This window comes from Zoogloea sp. (assembly GCF_044344315.1).
Lineage (GTDB): Bacteria > Pseudomonadota > Gammaproteobacteria > Burkholderiales > Rhodocyclaceae > Zoogloea.
In genome coordinates, this window is record NZ_JBIJDC010000092.1 from 1 (window position 1) to 19,120 (window position 19,120).

Below are 19,120 nucleotides of genomic sequence, written 5' to 3' on the forward strand. Positions count from 1 at the left end.
GATTTCGTGGTGTCCGATGCGACCCTGAACCGCTTCTTCTCCTTCCACGTTATTGCCGTGCCGCTGATCCTTATCGGCCTGGTGGCTGCCCACATCGTTGCGCTGCACGAAGTCGGCTCCAACAACCCGGATGGCGTTGAAATCAAGAAGAAGAAGGGCGCAGATGGCCACCCGCTGGACGGCATCCCCTTCCACCCCTACTACACTGTCAAGGATATCGTGGGTGTGGTGGGCTTCCTGATCTGCTTCTCCTTCATCGTGTTCTTCGCGCCTGAAGGCGGCGGCTACTTCCTGGAATTCAACAACTTCATTCCGGCCGACCCCCTGAAGACCCCGCCGCACATTGCCCCGGTCTGGTACTTCACCCCCTTCTACTCGATCCTGCGTGCGGTGACCTATCCGCTGTTCGGCATCGATGCGAAGTTCTGGGGCGTCGTGGCCATGGGTGCCGCCGTGGTGATCATCGCCTTCCTGCCGTGGCTGGATCGTAGCCCGGTGAAGTCGATCCGCTACAAGGGCGGTCTGTTCAAGGCCATCCTGGCCGTCTTCATCGTCTCCTTCTTCATCCTCGGCTACCTCGGTGTTCTGCCTCCCACCCCGGGTCGTACCCTGGTGTCCCAGATCTGCTCGGTGATCTACTTCGGCTTCTTCCTGCTGATGCCGTGGTACTCCAAGATGGACAAGTGCAAGCCCGAGCCTGATCGGGTGACCGGTTAATGAGAATGAAAGCCATGAAAAAACTTTTGACGTCTCTCCTGTTCGCACCGCTGCTTGCCTTTGCAAGCGGTGCCGAACTGCACCTGGACAAGGCTCCGGTGTCCACCGATCCGGCTGCACTGCAGAATGGTGCAAAGCTCTTCGTCAATTACTGCCTGAATTGTCACGGCGCCAGCTACATGCGCTACAACCGGCTCCAGGAACTGGGTTTGTCCGAGCAGGCCATCAAGGACAACCTGATGTTCACCGCCGACAAGGTTGGCGAGCCGATGCGCATCGCCATGCAGCGTGATGAAGCCAAGGCCTGGTTCGGTGCTGCACCTCCGGACCTCACCGTGATCTCTCGCTCCCGTGCGTCCGAGTTCGGTAGTGGTGCGGACTGGCTGTACACCTACCTGCGCAGCTTCTATCGCGACAGCGAGCGGCCGACCGGCTGGAACAACGTGGTTTTCGAGAACGTGGGCATGCCCCATGTCCTTTATGAACTGCAAGGCGAGCAGATTGCCAAGGTGACCGAGAAGGATGACGGTCATGGCGGCAAGATCAAGGAGGTTTCCCTTGAATTGGCCAAGCCGGGCAAGATGTCCAAGGAAGAGTACGACAAGGCAAGCGCTGACCTCGTCTCCTACCTGGTTTGGATGGGTGAGCCGATGGCCGAGAAGCGCAAGAACATCGGTACTGCCGTAATTGCATTTTTGGGCTTGCTCTTCGTCCTTTCCTATCTTCTGAAGAAGAATTATTGGAAGGACATCCACTAATCGGCAGCAGGTTTCGCCGATGCAGTCACTTGCCGTCACTGAGCAAGACGCACCACGCGCCCGTCGCGTGGTGCGTGATTCCGAGTATCCGTGGGGTAACACAACGATGATGAATTTGTATTCCGGAACGACAGATCCTTTTAGTCACCGGTGCCGTATCGTGCTCTTTGAAAAGGGCATGGATTTCCAGGTGATTGATGTCGATCTCTTCAACAAGCCGGAAGACATCGCCGTCATCAACCCGTACAACCGGGTTCCGGTGCTGGTTGATCGTGACCTCGTGCTCTACGAGTCCAACATCATCAACGAGTACATCGACGAGCGTTTCCCGCATCCCCAGCTGATGCCGCCCGATCCCATAATGCGGGCCCGGGCCCGTCAGTTGCTGCACACTTTTGAACTGGAGCTGTTCTCGCATATCGAAGCCCTGGAGAAGAACCCCAAGGGCGCGGAGAAGGAGCGAGCCCATGTTCGTGATCAACTCACTCAGCTGGCTCCGATCTTCACCAAGCAGAAGTTCCTGCTCGGCGAAGAGTTCTCCATGCTGGATGTGGCAATCGCCCCTTTGCTGTGGCGCCTCGATCACTACGGTATCGAGCTGCCACGTTCGGCAGCCCCGCTGATGAAGTACGCCGAGCGTATTTTCAGCCGTCAGGGTTTCATTGATGCGATGACTCCATCGGAAAAGGTCATGCGTCGCTGAGTGTCATCCAGGGCCGTGCATCGTCGCGGCCCTGATTTTTTTAGTTTCCCTTTCCTGTGGCCCCGATTTTGGCCTCATTGGATTGAAGGTCCCGGTCATGAGTGAAGTTTCCACCAAGCCCTATCTGATTCGTGCCATTCACGAGTGGTGTGTCGATCAGGGGTTGACGCCTTATCTTGCCGTGGCAGTCGATGGTCGTACCATGGTGCCGCGCAGCTTCGTCCAGGATGGTCAGATTGTTCTCAACATCGGGCCGGATGCGACCCAAAGTCTGGTGATGGGTAATGAGTTGATTGCCTTTCAGGCCCGCTTTGGTGGCGTTGCGCAGAACATCTCGGTACCCGTTGACAACGTTTCGGCTATATATGCCCGGGAAAACGGGCATGGAATGGCGTTTGAGCTGGCTTCCGCGTCCGAGCACGAGGTCGAGGAACTCCCAGAACTTGCTTCTGACTCCGCCGATGTCGCCGAGGACTCGCCCGCTCCGGATGCGTCCCCCGACTCAGCCAAAACCGGCCTGCGCAGCCATCTGAAGCTGGTCAAATAACTTCCTTGCAGGAAGGCCCCCGGCGCTTGATCTGGCTCAGGGAGGCTGTTCCTCCTCAAGGATAAAGTAGCCTGCAATTTTTAATTTTCGAGGTTTAAGCGCATGGCCGCCATGGAATGGACAGACAAGCTGGCTCTAGGTCTGGGGCCGATGGACGACACGCATCTCGAGTTCGTCGATGCCTACAATCGTCTTGTGGCGGCTTCCGGTGAGGCTCAGCTGATTGAGATGGACGCGTTCATTGCGCACACGGTTGAGCATTTCGATCAGGAAAATCGCTGGATGGAGTTGATCGGTTTTCCCGGCTGCCACAAGGCCGAGCATGATCGCGTCCTTGCCGTGTGTCGTGACGTGCGCAAGCGCATGGAACGGGGCGATGCTGCCCTTGGGCGCCAGTTGCTGCAGGAGTTGCCGATCTGGTTCGACAATCATGTCGCCACCATGGATTCCGCTCTTGCGGCCTACATCGACTCGATTGGATTCGATACCCAGACGGGCGAGATTCGCAAGCCACCTCAGGAGGATTGTGAAGATGGCTCGGCGGCTTGCTGTACCCCTCCTGCTCAAAAAGCTGATGGCCAGCCGGCCAGCTCCCCGGCCAGCTGAAGTCTGCGTCAGACTCAGGGTATTTCCCGGTTCCATTTGGACCGGGTTTTAACGACGTCTGCTAGTTTCTTCGCTTCTGTCCTGAATCTTCCAGCCTGTATTTCGGCTTGGTTGCGTTGGCCTGACCTCTGCAAGCTGGGTACTGCCGCAAAGTAGTCTTCGCAAGGGCTAAAGTCCCCGTCTTGTGTGACGATATGACTTGCACTTGAATTCCGCGGGTGGTTGTGCGATGTCCTTTGTCCGAGTCAATAGCGGTGAGGTTGAGGTTGGCCGCCCGGTGCCCTGGCCCCTTTACGATGATCGCCGTCAGCTTCTGCTGGCTCGCGGAGTCGTCGTTGAGACGGAGTCCCAGAAAAAGGCCCTGATGGAGCGCGGCCTTTTCCGCAAACTTCAGGTCAGCGAGACGCGGCCCAACCAGGAGTCAGGCGAGCGTCCGGCAGACGATATGTGCAGTTTTGACGAGATCAAGCTGGATATCGGCGACACCCTGCAGTTGCAGACCCAAAGCGACAGCGGTCAGTCACGCTATTACGTCAAGCTGATCGGCTACCTCAAGGGCAAGAGCGTCATCGTCACCACGCCGACGCAGGATGGCAAGGTCCTTCTCATGCGGGAGGGGCAGAGCTTTGTCGTACGCATGTTCTCGGGAAAGAGCGTCTTCGCCTTCGGGGCGACCATATTCAAAGTGGCCAACGTGCCTTTTCCCCATTTGCACCTGACCTACCCGAACAACGTCAGGGGCCTGGTGGTCCGTCGTGGGGCACGGGCGCGGGTCAATCTCATCGCGGCTGTTGCCGGGGCGGAAGGGCGCTCGCATGCGGCGACGATTTTGGACCTAAGCACCGGTGGTGCGATGCTGATAGGCAAGTCACCGATGGGGGTCAAGGATGACCGCTTGGCTATCAAGTTCCGGGTCGTCGTGAGTGATGTGGAGCAATTTCTGACCATTCCGGCTGTGTTGCGCTCTGTTCACGCAACGGCTACGCCGGAAGGTGTGGCGCCGCAGGTTCAGCATGGTGTCCAGTTCGAGGATCTGCCCCACGCCGAGCAGGTGGTTCTGTCGGCGTTTGTCTATCGCATCCTGTTCGAGGAGTCGGCGGAGGGCTGATTCCGGGCCCGATCGCGTCAGGTGCGGAAGGGGAAGGCCGGCGCCGGCTTTTGTCCGGTCACGATGTCGGCCAGGGCGCGACCTGACCCGCAGGCCAGCGTCCAGCCCAGGGTGCCGTGACCGGTGTTCAGGTAAAGATTGTCTATCCGCGTCCTGCCGATCAGAGGGACGTTGCTTGGCGTGGCAGGCCGAAGGCCGCACCAGTGCTCGGCTCGCTCCAGATCTGCCACCCCGGGCAAGTGTTCGTCCAGCCATTTCACTATGCTGGCGCTGCGCGTTGGATTGGGGCTGAGGTCGAAGCCGTTCAGTTCGGCAGTACCCGCCACCCTTAGCATGTCGCCGAGCCGCGAACACACGACACGGCGTGACTCATCGGTGAGGCTATGTCTGGGTGCTCGTTCCGGATCCACGATGGGTGCGGTAATCGAATAGCCCTTGACGGGATAAATGGGTAGCCGCTCTCCGAAGCGCTTGACCAAAGCCGGGCTGTAACTGCCAGCCGCCACGACGAAGGCATCGGCTTGGAGTACCCCTGCCCTGAAATCCGAATCGAGCAGACGAATACCTCGAATGCGGCCGCGAATCATGTCGTAGTCGTAAAGCCGGGCGTTGAACACGAACCGGACCCCTGCCTCCTGCGCCTTGGCCGCCAATGCGGTGCAAAACATATGGGCATTGCCGCTTTCGTCGTCCATGCCGTGCATGGCGCCAGTGAGGCGCGGCCGTAGAGAGGCAAGAGCGGGTTCGAGAGTAACCGCTTCGTCCGGGGTGAGGGTTCTGGCGCGTATGCCCAGCGCCTCCAGCTCTTTCTGGCGTACCGAAGCTGCCCTGAACTCCCGCTCGCTCTGGAAGAGGTGGAGGATGCCGGCTTCGCTGGACTCATATTCGATGCCGGTCACAGCCCTCAGCGCCTGCAGTTCCTGGTGGCTGTATAGGGCAAGGCTGGCGATGGCTGCGGTGTTGCGAACACTTCGACCCGGCAGGCACTCGCGCAGGAAGGCGGCTGCCCAGCGCCACTGATCGGTATCGGCGCGCAGGCGGAACAGAAGGGGCGCATCCTTGCGGCCGAGCCAGCGAAGGATGGTCGCGGGCGCTGACGGATTTGCCCAGGGTTCGGGGTGGCTGATGGAGATCTGGCCGCCATTGGCGAAGCTCGTCTCCAAGCCGGGGCCGGGCTGGCGTTCCACTACAGTGACCTTACAACCCGCCTGGGCCAGATACCAGGCACTCGTGATGCCTGCCAGGCCGGCGCCGATGACCAGAACTTCCATGATGCCCTGTGAAGAGTGTTACGGAGAAAGGTGGATATTCGCCCTTGCGGGATCCGGCCCGCAATCATAAACGACGAAAGGCCTCGATCCGGGCGATAATCCGCACTTTCACAGGTTATTCTGGAGAGTCGAGTCATGCGTCGTGTCACGCTTACCCAATTTCTGATCGAACAGCAGCGCAAGGGGCTGATGAGTGCTGACCTGCGCCTGCTGATGGAAGTGGTTGCCCGGGCCGTCAAGGCCATTGCCGTCAATGTCTCCAAAGGCGCTCTGGCTGGCGTACTGGGGGAGGCCGGAAGCGACAACGTACAGGGTGAGGCCCAGAAGAAGCTCGACGTCATTGCCAACGACATCCTGATCCAGGCCAACGAGTGGGGCGGTCACCTGGCAGCCATGGCCTCGGAAGAGGTAGAGGAGATCCGACCGATTCCGGGCGAGTATCCCAAGGGTGCCTACCTGCTGCTGTTCGATCCCCTGGATGGCTCGTCCAACATTGATGTGAACATCTCGGTTGGCACCATCTTCTCCGTGCTGCGTTGTCCGGAAGGCATCAACGCGGCCACGGAGGCCGATTTCATGCAGCCGGGAAGTGCCCAGGTGGCGGCCGGCTATTCGGTGTATGGCCCGTCTACCCAGCTGGTGCTGACGGTGGGTGATGGCGTCCATGGCTTCACGCTGGATCGGGAAATGGGCAGTTTCATCTACACCCATCCGGACATGACGATCCCTGAGGACACCAAGGAGTACGCCATCAATGCGTCGAACGAGCGTTTCTGGGAACCGCCCGTCCAGCGCTATGTGAACGAGTTGAAGGCCGGCGCGGAAGGCCCGCGGGGGCGTGACTTCAACACCCGCTGGGTGGCATCCATGGTCGCCGATGTGCACCGCATCCTGACCCGCGGGGGAATTTTCATGTACCCCATGGACAGTAAGATGAAGGACAAGGGCGGCAAGCTGCGCCTGATGTACGAGGCCAATCCGATGGCCATGATCGTCGAGGCCGCTGGCGGCGCCGCATCCACTGGGCGCGAGCGCATTCTCGACATCCAGCCGAACAAGCTGCATCAGCGCGTGCCGGTCATCCTGGGCTCCCGCAACGAGGTCGAACGGGTCGTTTCCTACCACCTGGAAGCCTGATCCTGCTTTTCTGACGATTCACCCGGTCCGTTTGCGGTACCGGTTGAATCGTTTTTCTTTGGGCTGGTCGAACCTGACATTGGCGTGTGCCGATCTTGTCAGGTGATGTCATGACTGTTGTCCCCGATCCCGATTCTTCCTCCCCGGAGGCCGCGCTGGCAGCCTTGCGCCAGGCCATCGGGACGGCCGCCCGCCGGCCCGAGGCGGAGTGTGTGCAGGCGCTTCTTGAGGACGCGCGCCCCTCCGCCGATCAGGCGGCCCGTATCGCGGTTCTGGCGGAGCAGCTGGCTGTCGGCGTGCGCCAGCGGCGGCGGCGGGCCGGGGGGGTCGATGCGCTGATGAACGAGTTCTCCCTCGACAGCAGCGAGGGCGTGGCATTGATGTGTCTGGCCGAAGCCCTGTTGCGGGTGCCCGACGATGACGCCCGCTTGCGCTTGATTCGAGACAAACTATGCGCTCGGGACTGGTCGGCCCATGTGGGCCATAGCCCGTCCGTGTTCGTGAATGCGGCGGCCTGGAGCCTGGCCCTCACCGGGCGCCTTCTTGCCCCCGACGAGGCGGCACGGGTTCCCGGGGCGCTGGAACGTATCGCCGTGCGGGGTGGGGAGGCGCTGGTCCGGGAGGCCATGGATTACGCCATGCGCCTTGTCGGACAGCAGTTCGTGCTGGGCGAAACCATCGAGTCCGCGCTGGAGCGTGCGGGCACCGACTCATTGGCCGACTACCGTTATTCTTTTGACATGCTCGGCGAGGCCGCCGTGACGGCGGACGAGGCAGCACGCTACGCCGCGGCTTACGCCCATGCCATCCACGCCATTGGCAGGCAGGATCGCTGGCGGGGTGTTCACAAGGGCAACGGCATCTCCATCAAGCTCTCTGCGCTGCATCCTCGCTACCACTGGTCCCAGCAGGCGAGGGTGTTGCATGAACTCGTGCCGCGGGTCCGCCATCTGTGCCTGCTGGCCAAGAGCCACGACATCGGGCTGACCATTGATGCGGAGGAGTCGGAGCGGCTTGAACTGTCTCTCGATGTGCTCGCTGCGCTTGCCGCAGACCCGGCTCTGGCCGAATGGTCGGGCTTGGGTTTTGTCGTGCAGGCTTACCAGAAGCGGGCGCCGGCGGTCATCGACTGGCTGGTTGCCGTGGCGCGTCGCCATCGTCGGCGCCTGATGGTTCGCCTGGTCAAGGGCGCCTACTGGGATGCGGAGATCAAGCGCGCCCAACAGGACGGCCTGGTCGACTATCCCGTCTATACCCGCAAGGCCCACACTGACGTAGCCTACTTGGCGTGTGCCCGTCGTTTGCTGGCCGTGCCCGATGCGGTCTTTCCGCTGTTCGCCACCCATAACGCCCATACCGTCGCCGCCATTCTCGAAGCCGGCGGTCCGTTCCGCCCCGGAGACTACGAATTCCAGTGCCTGCATGGCATGGGGGACAGTCTCTACCGGCAATTGTTGGGGGCGGAGGATGCGCGGCTGCGGCGGCCGGTGAGGGTGTATGCCCCCGTGGGCAGTCACCGTACCCTGCTGGCCTACCTGGTGCGCCGCCTGCTGGAAAACGGGGCCAACACCAGCTTTGTCAATCGCATCGTGGACGATGGCGTAGCCCTTGCCGATCTTGTCGCGGATCCCCTTGAGCACGCCCAGGCAAGTGCCGGCCGTCCCCATCCTGGCATTCCCTTGCCCGAGGATCTTTACGCCGGGCGTCGCAACAGCCGGGGCTTTGACCTGGCAGCCGCGCCTGTCCGCCGGGCTTTCCAGGTGGCGCTGGCGCGCAGTCGTGAATCGATCCTGCAGGTGCAGCCGCGGGTCAGCAGTGTCGACCCGGCCGGGATGGGGGCTGCGGTGGAGGTCTGCAACCCGGCGTGCCGGACGGAGCGGGTTGGCGCGGTCCGCTTCGCTACGCAGGTGGAGATGGAGGGGGCGTTTCAGGCGGTAGGGCAGGCCGCGGCCGATTGGGCCGCGACTGCCCCGGAGCACCGCGCCCTGTGCCTGGAGCGGGCTGCCCAGGCCTTTGAGGCGCGAACCCATGCCCTGGTGGCACTCATTGTGCGGGAGGCGGGCAAGACCATTCCCGCTGCGCTCGGTGAAGTCCGCGAAGCGGTGGATTACTGCCGCTACTATGCCAGTCGGCTGCGCGCCGGCGATGTGGACGGCAGTACCCCCCTGGGCACCATCGTGGCCATCAGCCCCTGGAATTTTCCGCTGGCCATCTTTGTCGGGCAGATTGCCGCGGCCCTGGCTGCCGGCAACCCCGTCATCGCCAAGCCGGCAGAGCAGACCCCGCTGATCGCCGACTGGGCCGTTGCCCTGCTCCATGAGGCCGGCGTGCCGCGCTCTGTGCTGCAGTGTCTGCCCGGCGGCGGTGGCGTGGGGGCTGCTCTGGTGGCGGATGAGCGTGTTCGCGGAGTCTTGTTCACGGGTTCCACTCGAGTGGCCATGGCCATCCATCGCCAACTGGCGAGCCGGGGCGATGTTCCGCTGGTGGCTGAAACAGGCGGGATCAACGCCATGATCGTGGACTCCACCGCCTTGCCTGAGCAGGTGGTGGGCGATGTGCTTCTTTCCGCTTTCGATTCTGCCGGCCAGCGCTGTTCAGCTCTGCGTCTGCTGTGCTTGCAGGAGGACATTGCCGATCGGGTTCTTGAGCTGCTAGATGGCGGCATGGCTGAGTTGCGTCTTGGCCCGCCGGATGATTTTGCGACTGACGTGGGGCCGGTGATCGACGCCTCTGCCCGTCTCCGCATCGATGCCTACGTGGATGCGCTGCGTGCCGATCGTCGCTGCGTGCTGACCCGTAGTCTTCCCGACGTCTGTGCCGCTGGCCACTTTGTCGCACCCACCCTGATCGAGCTTCCGTCACCGGCCGAATTGCGCCAGGAGGTCTTTGGCCCCGTACTGCACATCGTCCGTTATGCGGCCCGGGATCTGGATGCGGTCCTGGACGCCCTGTCTGCCAGAGGCTATGGTCTGACGCTTGGCATCCAGTCGAGGATAGACGACTTTGCCCAGCACATCATCGGGCGCATGAAGGTCGGCAACTTCTACGTCAATCGCAGCATGATCGGCGCGGTGGTGGGGGTGCAGCCCTTTGGCGGCGAGGGCCTTTCAGGTACGGGGCCGAAGGCCGGCGGGCCGTTGCTCCTAGGCCGGCTGGTGCGTGGCGCCCCGGTGCCGCTTGCCGATCAGCCGCGCCCGCCACGGCCACTGCTGGCTTGCCTCGAGGCGTGGATCGGAGAGGGCGGGGCGGGGCTGGAGACGCCCGTGCGGGCGCGTCTGCTTTCGGCGATCGAAACCTATCGACGGGCTTCCCTTGCCGGTCTGACCATACCCTTACCCGGGCCGACCGGGGAGACCAATACCCTGAGCTTTCACCCCCGGGGCCCGATCCTGGGCATGGCCGACTCGACTGCCGGCTGGCTTCACCAGCTGGCGGTGGTGCTGGCTACCGACAACCGCCTCGTGCTGGCGGCCGGCGCTGCCGCCGAGGCCTGGCGCAGCGCATTGCCACTGGCCTTGCAGGGGGTGGTTGATGTGCATCCGGATGCGCTGGTCCAGCCTTGGGCCGCCGCCCTTGTTGATGTGCCCGAGGCGCAGCCTTGGCAGGACGTGCTCGCCCAGCGGGAAGGGCCGATCCTGCCCTGCCTTGTGCCAGCCCCCGACTATGCGCTTGAGCGCCTGATCATCGAGCGCTGTGTTAGCGTCAATGTCACCGCCACCGGGGGCAATGCCCGGCTGCTTCAACTCGGTGAGGCCTGAACGGCCGCGGTGCTCCGGCTGTTAGAATCCGCGGGTGCCGCGCCATTCCATTGTTCTCTGCCTGTCGTTTGCGTTGATCGCCCTCGCCGGGGTCGTGCCCGCCCATGGGGCGGACAGCCCGGTCGAGCTCGAGGCGCCGGATTCCCTGCGCCCCTTGCTTGTGAAGCACCTGGATTTCCTTGAGCGCGCTCCTGACGAGGTGTTGGACGCCGCCGGCCGGGTTGCCCTGATGCGTCGGGCGCGCAAGGAAATTCGAGAGATCCTCGCCACCGAGGGGTATTTTTCACCGGCCATTGAAAGGCAGGATCTGGACGGTGAACGTCTGCGCGTTGTGGTCACGCCGGGGCGCCGAACGACGATTTCAGCGCTTGATCTGCGTTTTGCCGGCGATGTCACCGGCGTCGACGGGGATCGTCCGGCGCGCCTGGCTTCCCTGCAGGCCGCATGGGGATTGCCGGTTGGTCAGCCCTTCCGGCAAGCCGACTGGGATGCCGCCAAGCAGCGCCTCCTCGATGCCCTGGCCACACGTGAATACGCGGCCGCCAGCATTTCGGACAGTCGGGCTGTCATCGATCCGGAAACGGCCAGCGCCCAGCTCGAGGTGGAGGTGGATAGTGGTCCCGTGTATCGCTTCGGGGCGCTGCAGATCAACGGGCTATCCGACTACGATGCCGGTCTCATCGAACGTTACCGCCCGCCGGAAGTTGGCGAGCCGTATAGCCAGGAGCGCCTGCTGCGCTTCCAGACAGCCCTGCAGAACACCAGCTACTTCGCGTCGGTGGTTGTTGATATTGATCGCAGCACGGCCACACCCGAGGCGGTGCCGGTGCGGGTCGATGTCATCGAGGCCAAGCCGCGGCGCATCGGCTTTGGTGCCGGTATCAGCAGCAACACGGGTTACCGGGTTGAAACCAGCTACCGGGACGCTCACTTCCTGGGGCAGCCCTGGAATCTGGTCAGTGGTGTGCGTGTTGAGCAGCGTCGCCAGCTTGGCTACGCGGATGTCTTTCTGCCGCCGTCCGTCGCCGGCTATCTGGACAGCGTAGGGGTGCTGGCCGAGCACACCAATATTTCCGGCCTGCAGACCCAGCGCCAATCCATCGGCGTCGTCCGGACCATTCCCCGGGGCAGCATGGAGAACCGTCTGGCGCTCAATTATCAGCATGAAATCCTGACCCCGGAAGGCAGCCTCCGGTCGAGTCGCTCGGCGCTGACCGCCAACTGGTCATGGACTTATCGGGCGGTGGACAACATCCTCGATCCGCGGCATGGGCAGGTGGTCAACTTCCAGCTTGGGGGCGCTTCCCGGGCCTTCCTGTCGGATCGCAACTTCGTGCGCCTGTACGGGCGTTACCAGCACTTCTTTCCGATGGCCGAACGGGATGTGCTGATCCTCAGGGCCGAGGGCGGCATGACCATAGCCGCCTCTCGCGACGGCGTCCCCCAGGATTTCCTGTTCCGTACCGGCGGCGCCCAGACGGTGCGGGGCTACGCCTACCAGAGTCTGGGGGTCACCGATGGCAGCGCCACCGTCGGTGGGCGTTATCTGGCCGTCACCAGTGCCGAGTATGTGCATTGGTACGGGGGTAATTGGGGCATCGCGGCCTTTGTCGATGCCGGCAATGCCAACGACCAGCGGGAGCTGTTCAAGATGAACTTCGGCTACGGCTTTGGCCCCCGTTGGCGCAGCCCGGCAGGTCCGATCGCCGTGGATCTGGCATACGGCCAGAGCGATCATCGGGTCCGCCTCCAGTTTGCCGTGGCCATTGCCTTCTGACGCGCCCGACAACTTTCCCCGACAGCGGGGTTCCAAGGAAAGATCGGACACCTCACGACCCATTCCGAAACCGGAGCCCCCATGCCCAACCGACTGCAGCACCAAACCTCTCCCTACCTGCTGCAACACGCCGACAACCCGGTGGATTGGTGGCCCTGGTGCCAGGAGGCGCTTGATCTTGCCCGTCGCGAGGGCAAGCCCATACTCCTGTCCATCGGCTATTCGGCGTGCCACTGGTGTCATGTGATGGCCCATGAGTCCTTCGAGGACGCAGCGGTGGCGGCGCGCATGAATGAGCGTTTCATCAACATCAAGGTGGACAGGGAAGAACGACCGGACCTGGATCAGATCTACCAGTCGGCTCACCAGATGCTCGCCCGCCGCAATGGCGGCTGGCCGTTGACCGTCTTCCTGAGCCCCGACGGCGTACCCTTCTTCAGTGGAACTTACTTCCCCAAGCAGCCCCGCCATCGCCTGCCGGGTTTTCTGGATCTGCTGACGCGCATCGACGTAGCTTTCCGCACCCAGCGTACAGCCATCGATGAGCAGAACCAGGGGCTGCAGGCCGCACTGGCGCGCCACGATGCAGGTGCTTACGCTCATCCCGCCGATTTCTCGTCCGCGCCCCTCGACGCCCTGCGTGACGCCTTGTCGTCCACTTTTGACCGGGTGCATGGCGGCTTCGGCGCGGCGCCCAAGTTTCCCCATCCCGCCGACCTGGATTTCCTGTTGCGCCGCTTTGCTGCCACAGGCGACGAGGGCGCCCGCGAGATGGTTCTCGTCACACTGCGCCACATGGCCGAAGGCGGCCTTTTCGATCATCTGGGGGGCGGGTTTGCTCGCTACAGCGTCGATGATCGCTGGAACATTCCCCATTTCGAGAAAATGCTCTACGACAACGGTCCGCTATTGGCCTTGTACGCTGACGCCTGGCAGATCACGGGGGAGCCCCTGTTTGCCCGGGTGGTGGAGCAGACCGCCGAATGGGTCATACGGGAGATGAGCCTTGCCGGAGGTGGCTTTGCCTCGTCGATGGATGCGGACTCCGAGGGCGAGGAGGGGCGTTTCTACCTCTGGGAAAAGGCCGAACCGAGGGCCTTGCTGAGCGAAACCGAGTTCGCCATCGTCGCGCGTCACTATGGTCTGGCGCGCCGTCCCAACTTCGAGGGCTCCCACTGGCACCTTCATGTCGCGGAGCCCCTCGGGCGGATTGCCGAAGATCTCGGAATCGGGGAAACCGAGGCCCGGCAACTTCTTGACGGCGCACGCCGCACGCTGTTTGCCCGGCGGGCATTGCGTACGCCACCGGCCCGCGATGACAAGCTTCTGGTGAGCTGGAATGCCCTGATGATCCAGGGCCTCGCCAGGGCTGCCCGGATCTTCGGCCGGCGCGACTGGCTTGTGGCCGCGACAGCCGCCGTCGATGCCATCCGTGATGGCTTGTGGGTGGAGGGGCGCTTGCTCGCCACATCCCGGGCCGGCAAGGCGCATCTGAATGCCTACCTCGACGACCACTCGCTGCTGATCTCGGCCCTCATCGAACTGATGCAGTCCCACTTTCGGCCCGTTGATCTGGCTTTTGCCGAAGATCTTGCCGATGCCTTGCTCGATGACTTCGAAGATCGGGGGCGGGGTGGCTTCTTCTTCACGCGCCACGATCACGAAGCGCTGATCCACCGACCGCGGAGCGCCCACGATGGCGCCATGCCGTCCGGTAATGGTGTGGCCGCCCAGGCACTTGGTCGCCTCGGTCACATGACGGGGGAAACACGCTATCTGGATGCGGCCGAACGCACCCTGCAAGCCTTCTACACGGCGTTAAGGCAGTCTCCTTCGGGGTATGCCAGCCTGGCCCTCGCCCTTGCCGAACAACGGCAGCCGCCTTCCCTGCTGGTACTGCGTGGACCGGCCGGAAGCCTGGCGCCATGGCTGGAAAGGCTGGCCAGCCGGTATCTGCCTCACGTGCTCTGCCTGGCCTTGCCCGGCGACATTGCGGGATTGCCGCCCGTGCTCGACAAGCCTGTCGGTGCCGACGTCAACGCCTGGCTGTGTTCCGGCGTTGAATGCCTGCGACCCTTTGCCACGTGGCCGGCACTTGAGGCGGAGCTCATGAGAATTGGCAAACCCGCAGGGGAAGTTTAGACTTCCCTGATATTTTTTCGCCACACAACCCAAGAGGATCACAATGAAGAAACTCGTTGCTGTCGCCGCCATCGCTGGCCTGATGGGCTCCACCGCTGCATTCGCCGACGCCGGCGCTGATCTGGCCAAGGCCAAGAACTGTCTGGCTTGCCACGCCGTCGACAAGAAGCTCGTCGGTCCGGCCTACAAGGATGTTGCTGCCAAGTACAAGGGCGACAAGACCGCTGAAGCCAAGCTTGCCGAGAAGATCGTCAAGGGCGGTGTTGGTGCCTGGGGCCAGATCCCGATGCCCCCCAACCCGCAGGTTAGCGCCGCTGAAGCCAAGACCCTCGCGGCCTGGGTTCTCGCCCAGAAGTAAGCGCCGCCCGTCGCTCCGGCCAGCCTGCGGGCTGGCTTTTTTGCTTTTTGGAGTGCCAACCTGACGTCTTATGGCAAGTACTTTGCATCTTGTCGCGAAATTGCAACACTTCATCAGGGCGTCTCATCCAAAAAACAACGCTGTCCTTGCTTCACCCTTTGCCTCGCACCCACAATGCAGGCCAACTTCTCGTTAGAGAGGTGAAATTGGTCGGCCCCGCGCAAGCGGTGCGTGCCAGTCTTCAATCAAGAGGAGAAACATATGCAAAAGAAACTGATCGCTCTGGCCGTTGCCGGCCTGGCTTCCACCGGCGCCTTCGCTCAAGCCAACGTGACCGTTTACGGCGTGGCTGACGCTTCTTTCGACGTCGTCAAGATCTCTGGCGATGCGAACAACGAACTCGGCAACATGACCCGTGTTTCCACCAACTCTTCCCTGATCGGTTTCAAGGGTGCTGAAGCGCTGGGCAACGGCCTGACCGCCGTGTTCCAGTACGAAAGCGCTGTCGGCTTCGACAACGCCGGTGCTCTGGGCGCCAACCGTGACAGCTACGTCGGCCTGGCCGGCGGCTTCGGTACCGTTGTTCTGGGTAACCTGACTGGCCCGACCCGCGCTCTGGGTGCTGCTCTTGATGTGAACGCAGGTGCCACCGGTATTGGCGCCAACTCCGCTCTGCTGGGCAAGCTGGGTAATAATCTGCTCGGATCTATCGATGGCAACAGCACTTACAGCGCTGCTGGCAATCCGGCTTGCGGTCGCTCCAGCGTTTGTACGTCGATCTTCGACACCCGCTGGAAGAACGCCATCGCCTATGTTTCCCCGAGCTTCGCTGGCCTGAACGCCACCGTTGCTTACGTGGCCAATGAAAACAAGACCTTTAACGGTCAAGGCCCGGCTCTGAACACTTCCGGCTACGATGTTGGTTTGAAGTATGCTAATGGCCCGGTTATGGCTGCTGTGACATACAACGCTGTTAATTTGGGTGATAACAATGCCCAGTTCGGCGGTGATTCCACCAAGGTTAGCGATCTTCGTATCGGTGGTTCCTTCAGCTTCGGCGCCGCTTCTATCCGTGCTTTGTTTGATCTGGCTCGTGCGGATAATTACACTCAACCGAATGCGACCAAGCTTGGCAAGGTTACTCAAGCAGTGTACGGCTTGGGCGCAACCTTTAACGTGACCCCGGCCTCCAAGCTGCTGGGCCAGGTCTACGTTGCTCGTGACCTCAAGGTCAACGGCTCCAGCTCCGACGACACCGGTGCCAAGCTGTTTGAAATTGGCGTCGAGCATAGCCTGTCCAAGCGCACCATGCTGAAGGCTACCTACGCTCTGATCAACAACGACAAGGGCGCTGCGTACGACTTCGGCATCAACGCTGTTGGTATTAACAGCGCGACGGGGGTTAACAATACCTTCTCGACGGTTGGTGGCACCGTTCAGGGTCTGTCCCTGGGCCTGCGTCACACCTTCTAATTCAGACTTCGTCTGAATTAGAAATTGACGGGCACCTTCGGGTGCCCGTTTTTCATGGGCTTCGCCGGGAGGTGTTGGTATGGAGATGGTTTTCCTGTTGCCGGAATGGGGTATGGCAGCGTTCGAATCTGCAAATGAAATGGCCACCCGAGGGTGGCCATTTCATTTGCAGTGTGCTGGGTTCAGCCTATCCTTACCAGATTGTCCCGATGTATCAGTTCCGGCTCTTCGACAAAGCCGAGAATGCCCTCGATCTCGGTCGAGGATCTGCGGGCGATCCGGCGGGCATCGTTGCTGGCGTAATTGACCAAGCCGCGGGCAACTTCACGGCCGTCTGCATTGCGGCAGGCCACCACCGAGCCCCGGGCGAAGTCGCCTTCCACGGCGGTGACGCCAATAGGGAGCAGGCTTTTCCCGGATTCCAGGGCTTCGGTGGCGCCCTGGTCGAGGGTCAGGCTTCCTGCAAGCTGTAGGTGATCGGCCAACCATTGTTTGCGGGCGGCCAGGGGGGTGCTGGTGGCATACAGCAGCGTGCCGATGTCGTCGCCGCCAGCGACCCGCAGCAGTGCATCCACTTCGCGCCCGCTCGCGATGCAGGTGTGGGCGCCGCTGCGTGCTGCGCGCTGCGCCGCACGGACCTTGGTGATCATGCCGCCCTTGCTGATGCCGCTGCCTGCTCCGCCGGCCATGGCTTCCAGGGCGGTGTTCTCGGCGCGGTCCTCGCTGATCAGGCTTGCATCCGGATCTTTCCGCGGGTCAGCAGTGTAGAGGCCCTGCTGATCAGTAAGGATGATCAGCGCATCGGCATCGATCAGGTTCGCCACCAGTGCGCCGAGGGTGTCGTTGTCGCCGAACTTGATCTCGTCGGTAACGACAGTGTCGTTCTCGTTGATGATGGGCACGACGCCCAGCTCCAGCAGGGTGACCAGGGTGGAGCGGGCGTTGAGATAGCGCGTCCGGTCGGCCAGGTCGGCGTGGGTCAGCAGGATCTGGGCCGTGTGAAGCTTGTTCTGGGCGAAGACGCTCTCATAGGCTTGGGCGAGGCCCATCTGGCCGACGGCTGCGGCGGCCTGGAGCTGGTGCATTTCCTGGGGGCGGGCGCTCCAGCCGAGGCGCTGCATGCCTGCGGCGATGGCGCCTGAGCTGACCAGGACGACTTCACGGCCTTCGGCGCGCAGGCCGGCAATCTGGCGGGCCCAGTCGGCAAGGGCTTCGACAGCGAGGCCTTCGCCGTTGTTGGTCACGAGGGCGCTGCCGACCTTGACGACCAGCCGGCGGGCGTTACGGATTGAGGTTCTCATCGTCGTCGTCTTCTTCGTATTCGTCTTCAGCGTCGTCGTAGTCCGCTTCGGAAGGCTCGGCGCCGGATTCGGCCGCCAGCTCCCGGGCTGCAGCGGCAGCGGCATCTGCGGCGACCTGGGCGGCTGCTTTTTCTTCGTCGAGGATGTCCTGGATGGCGAAGATCACGCTCTGGCAGCCGTCCCGACTGATGGCGGAAACTTCGAAGTGGCGCTCCGTCGGGCCGTAGGCATCCAGGAAGGCGGTGACGCGTTCCTGGCGTTCGGTGGGGTCGGGGATCAGGTCGAGCTTGTTTAGTACCAGCCAGCGGCGCTTGTTAACGAGGTCTTCGTCGTACTTGCGCAACTCTTCGACGATGGCGTGGGCGTCTCGTACGGGGTCGGCCTCAGGGTCGAAGGGGGCGATGTCGACAATGTGCAGCAGGATGTGGGTGCGCTGGAGGTGGCGCAGGAACTGGTGGCCCAGGCCTGCTCCGTCGGCGGCGCCCTCGATCAGGCCGGGGATGTCGGCGATCACGAAGCTGCGATTTTCGGAGGTGCGCACCACGCCCAGGTTGGGGGCGAGGGTGGTGAAGGGGTAGTCAGCCACCTTTGGCTTGGCTGACGATACCGCGCGGATGAAGGTGGATTTGCCGGCGTTGGGCATGCCGAGCAGGCCCACGTCGGCCAGAACCTTCAGCTCGAGGTTGAGCGCCTTGCGTTCGCCTTCCTGGCCCATGGTCTTCTTGCGGGGGGCGCGGTTGGTGCTGGTCTTGAAGTGCAGGTTGCCAAGGCCGCCACGGCCGCCGCGAGCGATCATTACACGCTTACCGTCGGCATCCAGGTCGGCGACGAGTTCGCCGGTGTCCTGCAGGGTGATGATGGTGCCCACCGGCATGCGCAATGCGACGTCGTTGCCGCCCTTGCCGTAGCAGTCCGCGCCACGCCCGTTCTCGCCGCGTTCGGCGAGGAAGGTGCGCTTGAAGCGGAAGTCGATCAGGGTGTTGAGGTTGCGGTCGCCAATGGCGTATACGTCGCCGCCCTTGCCGCCGTCGCCCCCGTCCGGGCCGCCCATGGGAATGTATTTTTCGCGGCGGAAGGTGGCGGCGCCGTTACCGCCGTCGCCAGCGATGACTTCAATACGGGCTTCGTCGAAAAATTTCATGGGTGTTTCCGGTTGGGGTCTTGATTCAGGCCCTGAAAGAAAAAAGCCCTATCGCAAGATAGGGCTTTGAAGACATGCGGTCGGCGCTTATTCAGCAGCGGCGACGATGCTCACGGTGCGACGCTTGTTGGCGCCCTTCACAGCGAACTGCACGGTGCCTTCGGTCAGCGCGAACAGGGTGTGATCCTTGCCGATGCCGACGTTTTCGCCCGGGTGGTATTCGGTGCCGCGCTGGCGAACGATGATGTTGCCCGCGAGGACGAACTGACCGCCGTAGCGCTTGACGCCAAGGCGTTTACTTTCTGAGTCGCGACCGTTGCGTG

Annotated in this window: 16 protein-coding genes; 12 read left to right on the forward strand and 4 right to left on the reverse strand. The window is 62.5% G+C overall.

What is annotated here, in order from left to right; translation table 11 throughout:
- The 6 genes from ACIQ09_RS16940 to ACIQ09_RS16965 form a co-directional block, all read left to right on the forward strand.
- On the forward strand, window positions 1-717 hold a 717-nt coding region (locus ACIQ09_RS16940; RefSeq protein ID WP_398312520.1), incomplete at its 5' end, for a cytochrome bc complex cytochrome b subunit.
- Between the two features lie 14 nt (window positions 718-731).
- Window positions 732-1,475 carry a cytochrome c1 gene (locus ACIQ09_RS16945; RefSeq protein ID WP_398312523.1) on the forward strand — a complete coding sequence of 248 codons (744 nt, stop codon included), beginning with the start codon at window positions 732-734 and terminating at the stop codon, window positions 1,473-1,475.
- 106 nt (window positions 1,476-1,581) lie between these two features.
- Window positions 1,582-2,178, forward strand: coding sequence for a glutathione S-transferase N-terminal domain-containing protein (locus ACIQ09_RS16950; RefSeq protein WP_296402448.1), 597 nt, complete (start codon window positions 1,582-1,584; stop codon window positions 2,176-2,178).
- A 97-nt stretch (window positions 2,179-2,275) separates the two neighbouring features.
- Window positions 2,276-2,725: a ClpXP protease specificity-enhancing factor gene (locus ACIQ09_RS16955; protein ID WP_398312526.1), complete on the forward strand. Its 450-nt coding sequence runs from the start codon at window positions 2,276-2,278 to the stop codon at window positions 2,723-2,725.
- A gap of 102 nt (window positions 2,726-2,827) precedes the next feature.
- Window positions 2,828-3,331: a hemerythrin domain-containing protein gene (locus tag ACIQ09_RS16960; protein ID WP_398312529.1), complete on the forward strand. Its 504-nt coding sequence runs from the start codon at window positions 2,828-2,830 to the stop codon at window positions 3,329-3,331.
- Window positions 3,332-3,695: 364 nt separating this feature from the next.
- The gene (locus ACIQ09_RS16965) at window positions 3,696-4,439 is read left to right on the forward strand and encodes a flagellar brake protein (protein WP_398312532.1); all 744 of its coding nucleotides are present in this window, start codon (window positions 3,696-3,698) and stop codon (window positions 4,437-4,439) included.
- Between the two features lie 17 nt (window positions 4,440-4,456).
- Here the strand turns inward: ACIQ09_RS16965 and ACIQ09_RS16970 are convergent, their stop codons facing one another.
- Window positions 4,457-5,710 carry a D-amino acid dehydrogenase gene (locus ACIQ09_RS16970; protein WP_398312535.1) on the reverse strand — a complete coding sequence of 418 codons (1,254 nt, stop codon included), beginning with the start codon at window positions 5,708-5,710 and terminating at the stop codon, window positions 4,457-4,459.
- 135 nt (window positions 5,711-5,845) lie between these two features.
- Here ACIQ09_RS16970 and ACIQ09_RS16975 point away from each other — a divergent pair, with 135 nt between their 5' ends.
- The 6 genes from ACIQ09_RS16975 to ACIQ09_RS17000 all read left to right on the forward strand — a co-directional run bounded on the left by ACIQ09_RS16975 (window position 5,846) and on the right by ACIQ09_RS17000 (window position 16,355).
- Entirely contained in the window at window positions 5,846-6,847 is a 1,002-nt protein-coding gene (locus tag ACIQ09_RS16975; protein WP_398312538.1) for a class 1 fructose-bisphosphatase, read from the forward strand.
- A gap of 110 nt (window positions 6,848-6,957) precedes the next feature.
- Window positions 6,958-10,605 (forward strand): bifunctional proline dehydrogenase/L-glutamate gamma-semialdehyde dehydrogenase PutA, encoded by a 3,648-nt coding sequence (gene putA / locus ACIQ09_RS16980; protein ID WP_398312541.1) that lies wholly within the window; start codon window positions 6,958-6,960, stop codon window positions 10,603-10,605.
- Window positions 10,606-10,639: 34 nt separating this feature from the next.
- Window positions 10,640-12,382 (forward strand): autotransporter assembly complex family protein, encoded by a 1,743-nt coding sequence (locus ACIQ09_RS16985; RefSeq protein WP_398312544.1) that lies wholly within the window; start codon window positions 10,640-10,642, stop codon window positions 12,380-12,382.
- An 81-nt stretch (window positions 12,383-12,463) separates the two neighbouring features.
- On the forward strand, window positions 12,464-14,524 hold the full coding sequence (locus ACIQ09_RS16990) for a thioredoxin domain-containing protein (protein ID WP_398312548.1): 2,061 nt from the start codon (window positions 12,464-12,466) through the stop codon (window positions 14,522-14,524).
- Between the two features lie 43 nt (window positions 14,525-14,567).
- Complete coding sequence (locus ACIQ09_RS16995; protein ID WP_398312551.1) at window positions 14,568-14,882, forward strand: c-type cytochrome; 315 nt, start codon at window positions 14,568-14,570, stop codon at window positions 14,880-14,882.
- A gap of 261 nt (window positions 14,883-15,143) precedes the next feature.
- Window positions 15,144-16,355, forward strand: a complete 1,212-nt coding sequence (locus ACIQ09_RS17000; protein ID WP_398312554.1) for a porin — start codon at window positions 15,144-15,146, stop codon at window positions 16,353-16,355.
- Window positions 16,356-16,537: 182 nt separating this feature from the next.
- Here the strand turns inward: ACIQ09_RS17000 and proB are convergent, their stop codons facing one another.
- The 3 genes from proB to rpmA form a co-directional block, all read right to left on the reverse strand.
- Window positions 16,538-17,656, reverse strand: coding sequence for a glutamate 5-kinase (proB, locus tag ACIQ09_RS17005; RefSeq protein ID WP_398312557.1), 1,119 nt, complete (start codon window positions 17,654-17,656; stop codon window positions 16,538-16,540).
- Window positions 17,637-18,797, reverse strand: coding sequence for a GTPase ObgE (gene obgE / locus ACIQ09_RS17010; protein ID WP_398312560.1), 1,161 nt, complete (start codon window positions 18,795-18,797; stop codon window positions 17,637-17,639). The genes proB and obgE overlap by 20 nt, the downstream gene beginning before the upstream one ends.
- Before the next feature lie 87 nt (window positions 18,798-18,884).
- Window positions 18,885-19,120: 50S ribosomal protein L27 (gene rpmA, locus ACIQ09_RS17015; RefSeq protein WP_398312563.1), on the reverse strand; the 236-nt coding region annotated here is incomplete at its 5' end.

Coding starts and splice junctions, on each gene's coding strand:
- ACIQ09_RS16945 (WP_398312523.1), top strand. CDS start 732: ATGAAAAAACTTTTGACGTCTCTCCTGTTCGCACCGCTGCTTGCCTTT.
- ACIQ09_RS16950 (WP_296402448.1), top strand. CDS start 1,582: ATGATGAATTTGTATTCCGGAACGACAGATCCTTTTAGTCACCGGTGC.
- ACIQ09_RS16955 (WP_398312526.1), top strand. CDS start 2,276: ATGAGTGAAGTTTCCACCAAGCCCTATCTGATTCGTGCCATTCACGAG.
- ACIQ09_RS16960 (WP_398312529.1), top strand. CDS start 2,828: ATGGCCGCCATGGAATGGACAGACAAGCTGGCTCTAGGTCTGGGGCCG.
- ACIQ09_RS16965 (WP_398312532.1), top strand. CDS start 3,696: ATGGAGCGCGGCCTTTTCCGCAAACTTCAGGTCAGCGAGACGCGGCCC.
- ACIQ09_RS16970 (WP_398312535.1), bottom strand. CDS start 5,710: ATGGAAGTTCTGGTCATCGGCGCCGGCCTGGCAGGCATCACGAGTGCC.
- ACIQ09_RS16975 (WP_398312538.1), top strand. CDS start 5,846: ATGCGTCGTGTCACGCTTACCCAATTTCTGATCGAACAGCAGCGCAAG.
- putA (WP_398312541.1), top strand. CDS start 6,958: ATGACTGTTGTCCCCGATCCCGATTCTTCCTCCCCGGAGGCCGCGCTG.
- ACIQ09_RS16990 (WP_398312548.1), top strand. CDS start 12,464: ATGCCCAACCGACTGCAGCACCAAACCTCTCCCTACCTGCTGCAACAC.
- ACIQ09_RS16995 (WP_398312551.1), top strand. CDS start 14,568: ATGAAGAAACTCGTTGCTGTCGCCGCCATCGCTGGCCTGATGGGCTCC.
- ACIQ09_RS17000 (WP_398312554.1), top strand. CDS start 15,144: ATGCAAAAGAAACTGATCGCTCTGGCCGTTGCCGGCCTGGCTTCCACC.
- proB (WP_398312557.1), bottom strand. CDS start 17,656: ATGAGAACCTCAATCCGTAACGCCCGCCGGCTGGTCGTCAAGGTCGGC.
- obgE (WP_398312560.1), bottom strand. CDS start 18,797: ATGAAATTTTTCGACGAAGCCCGTATTGAAGTCATCGCTGGCGACGGC.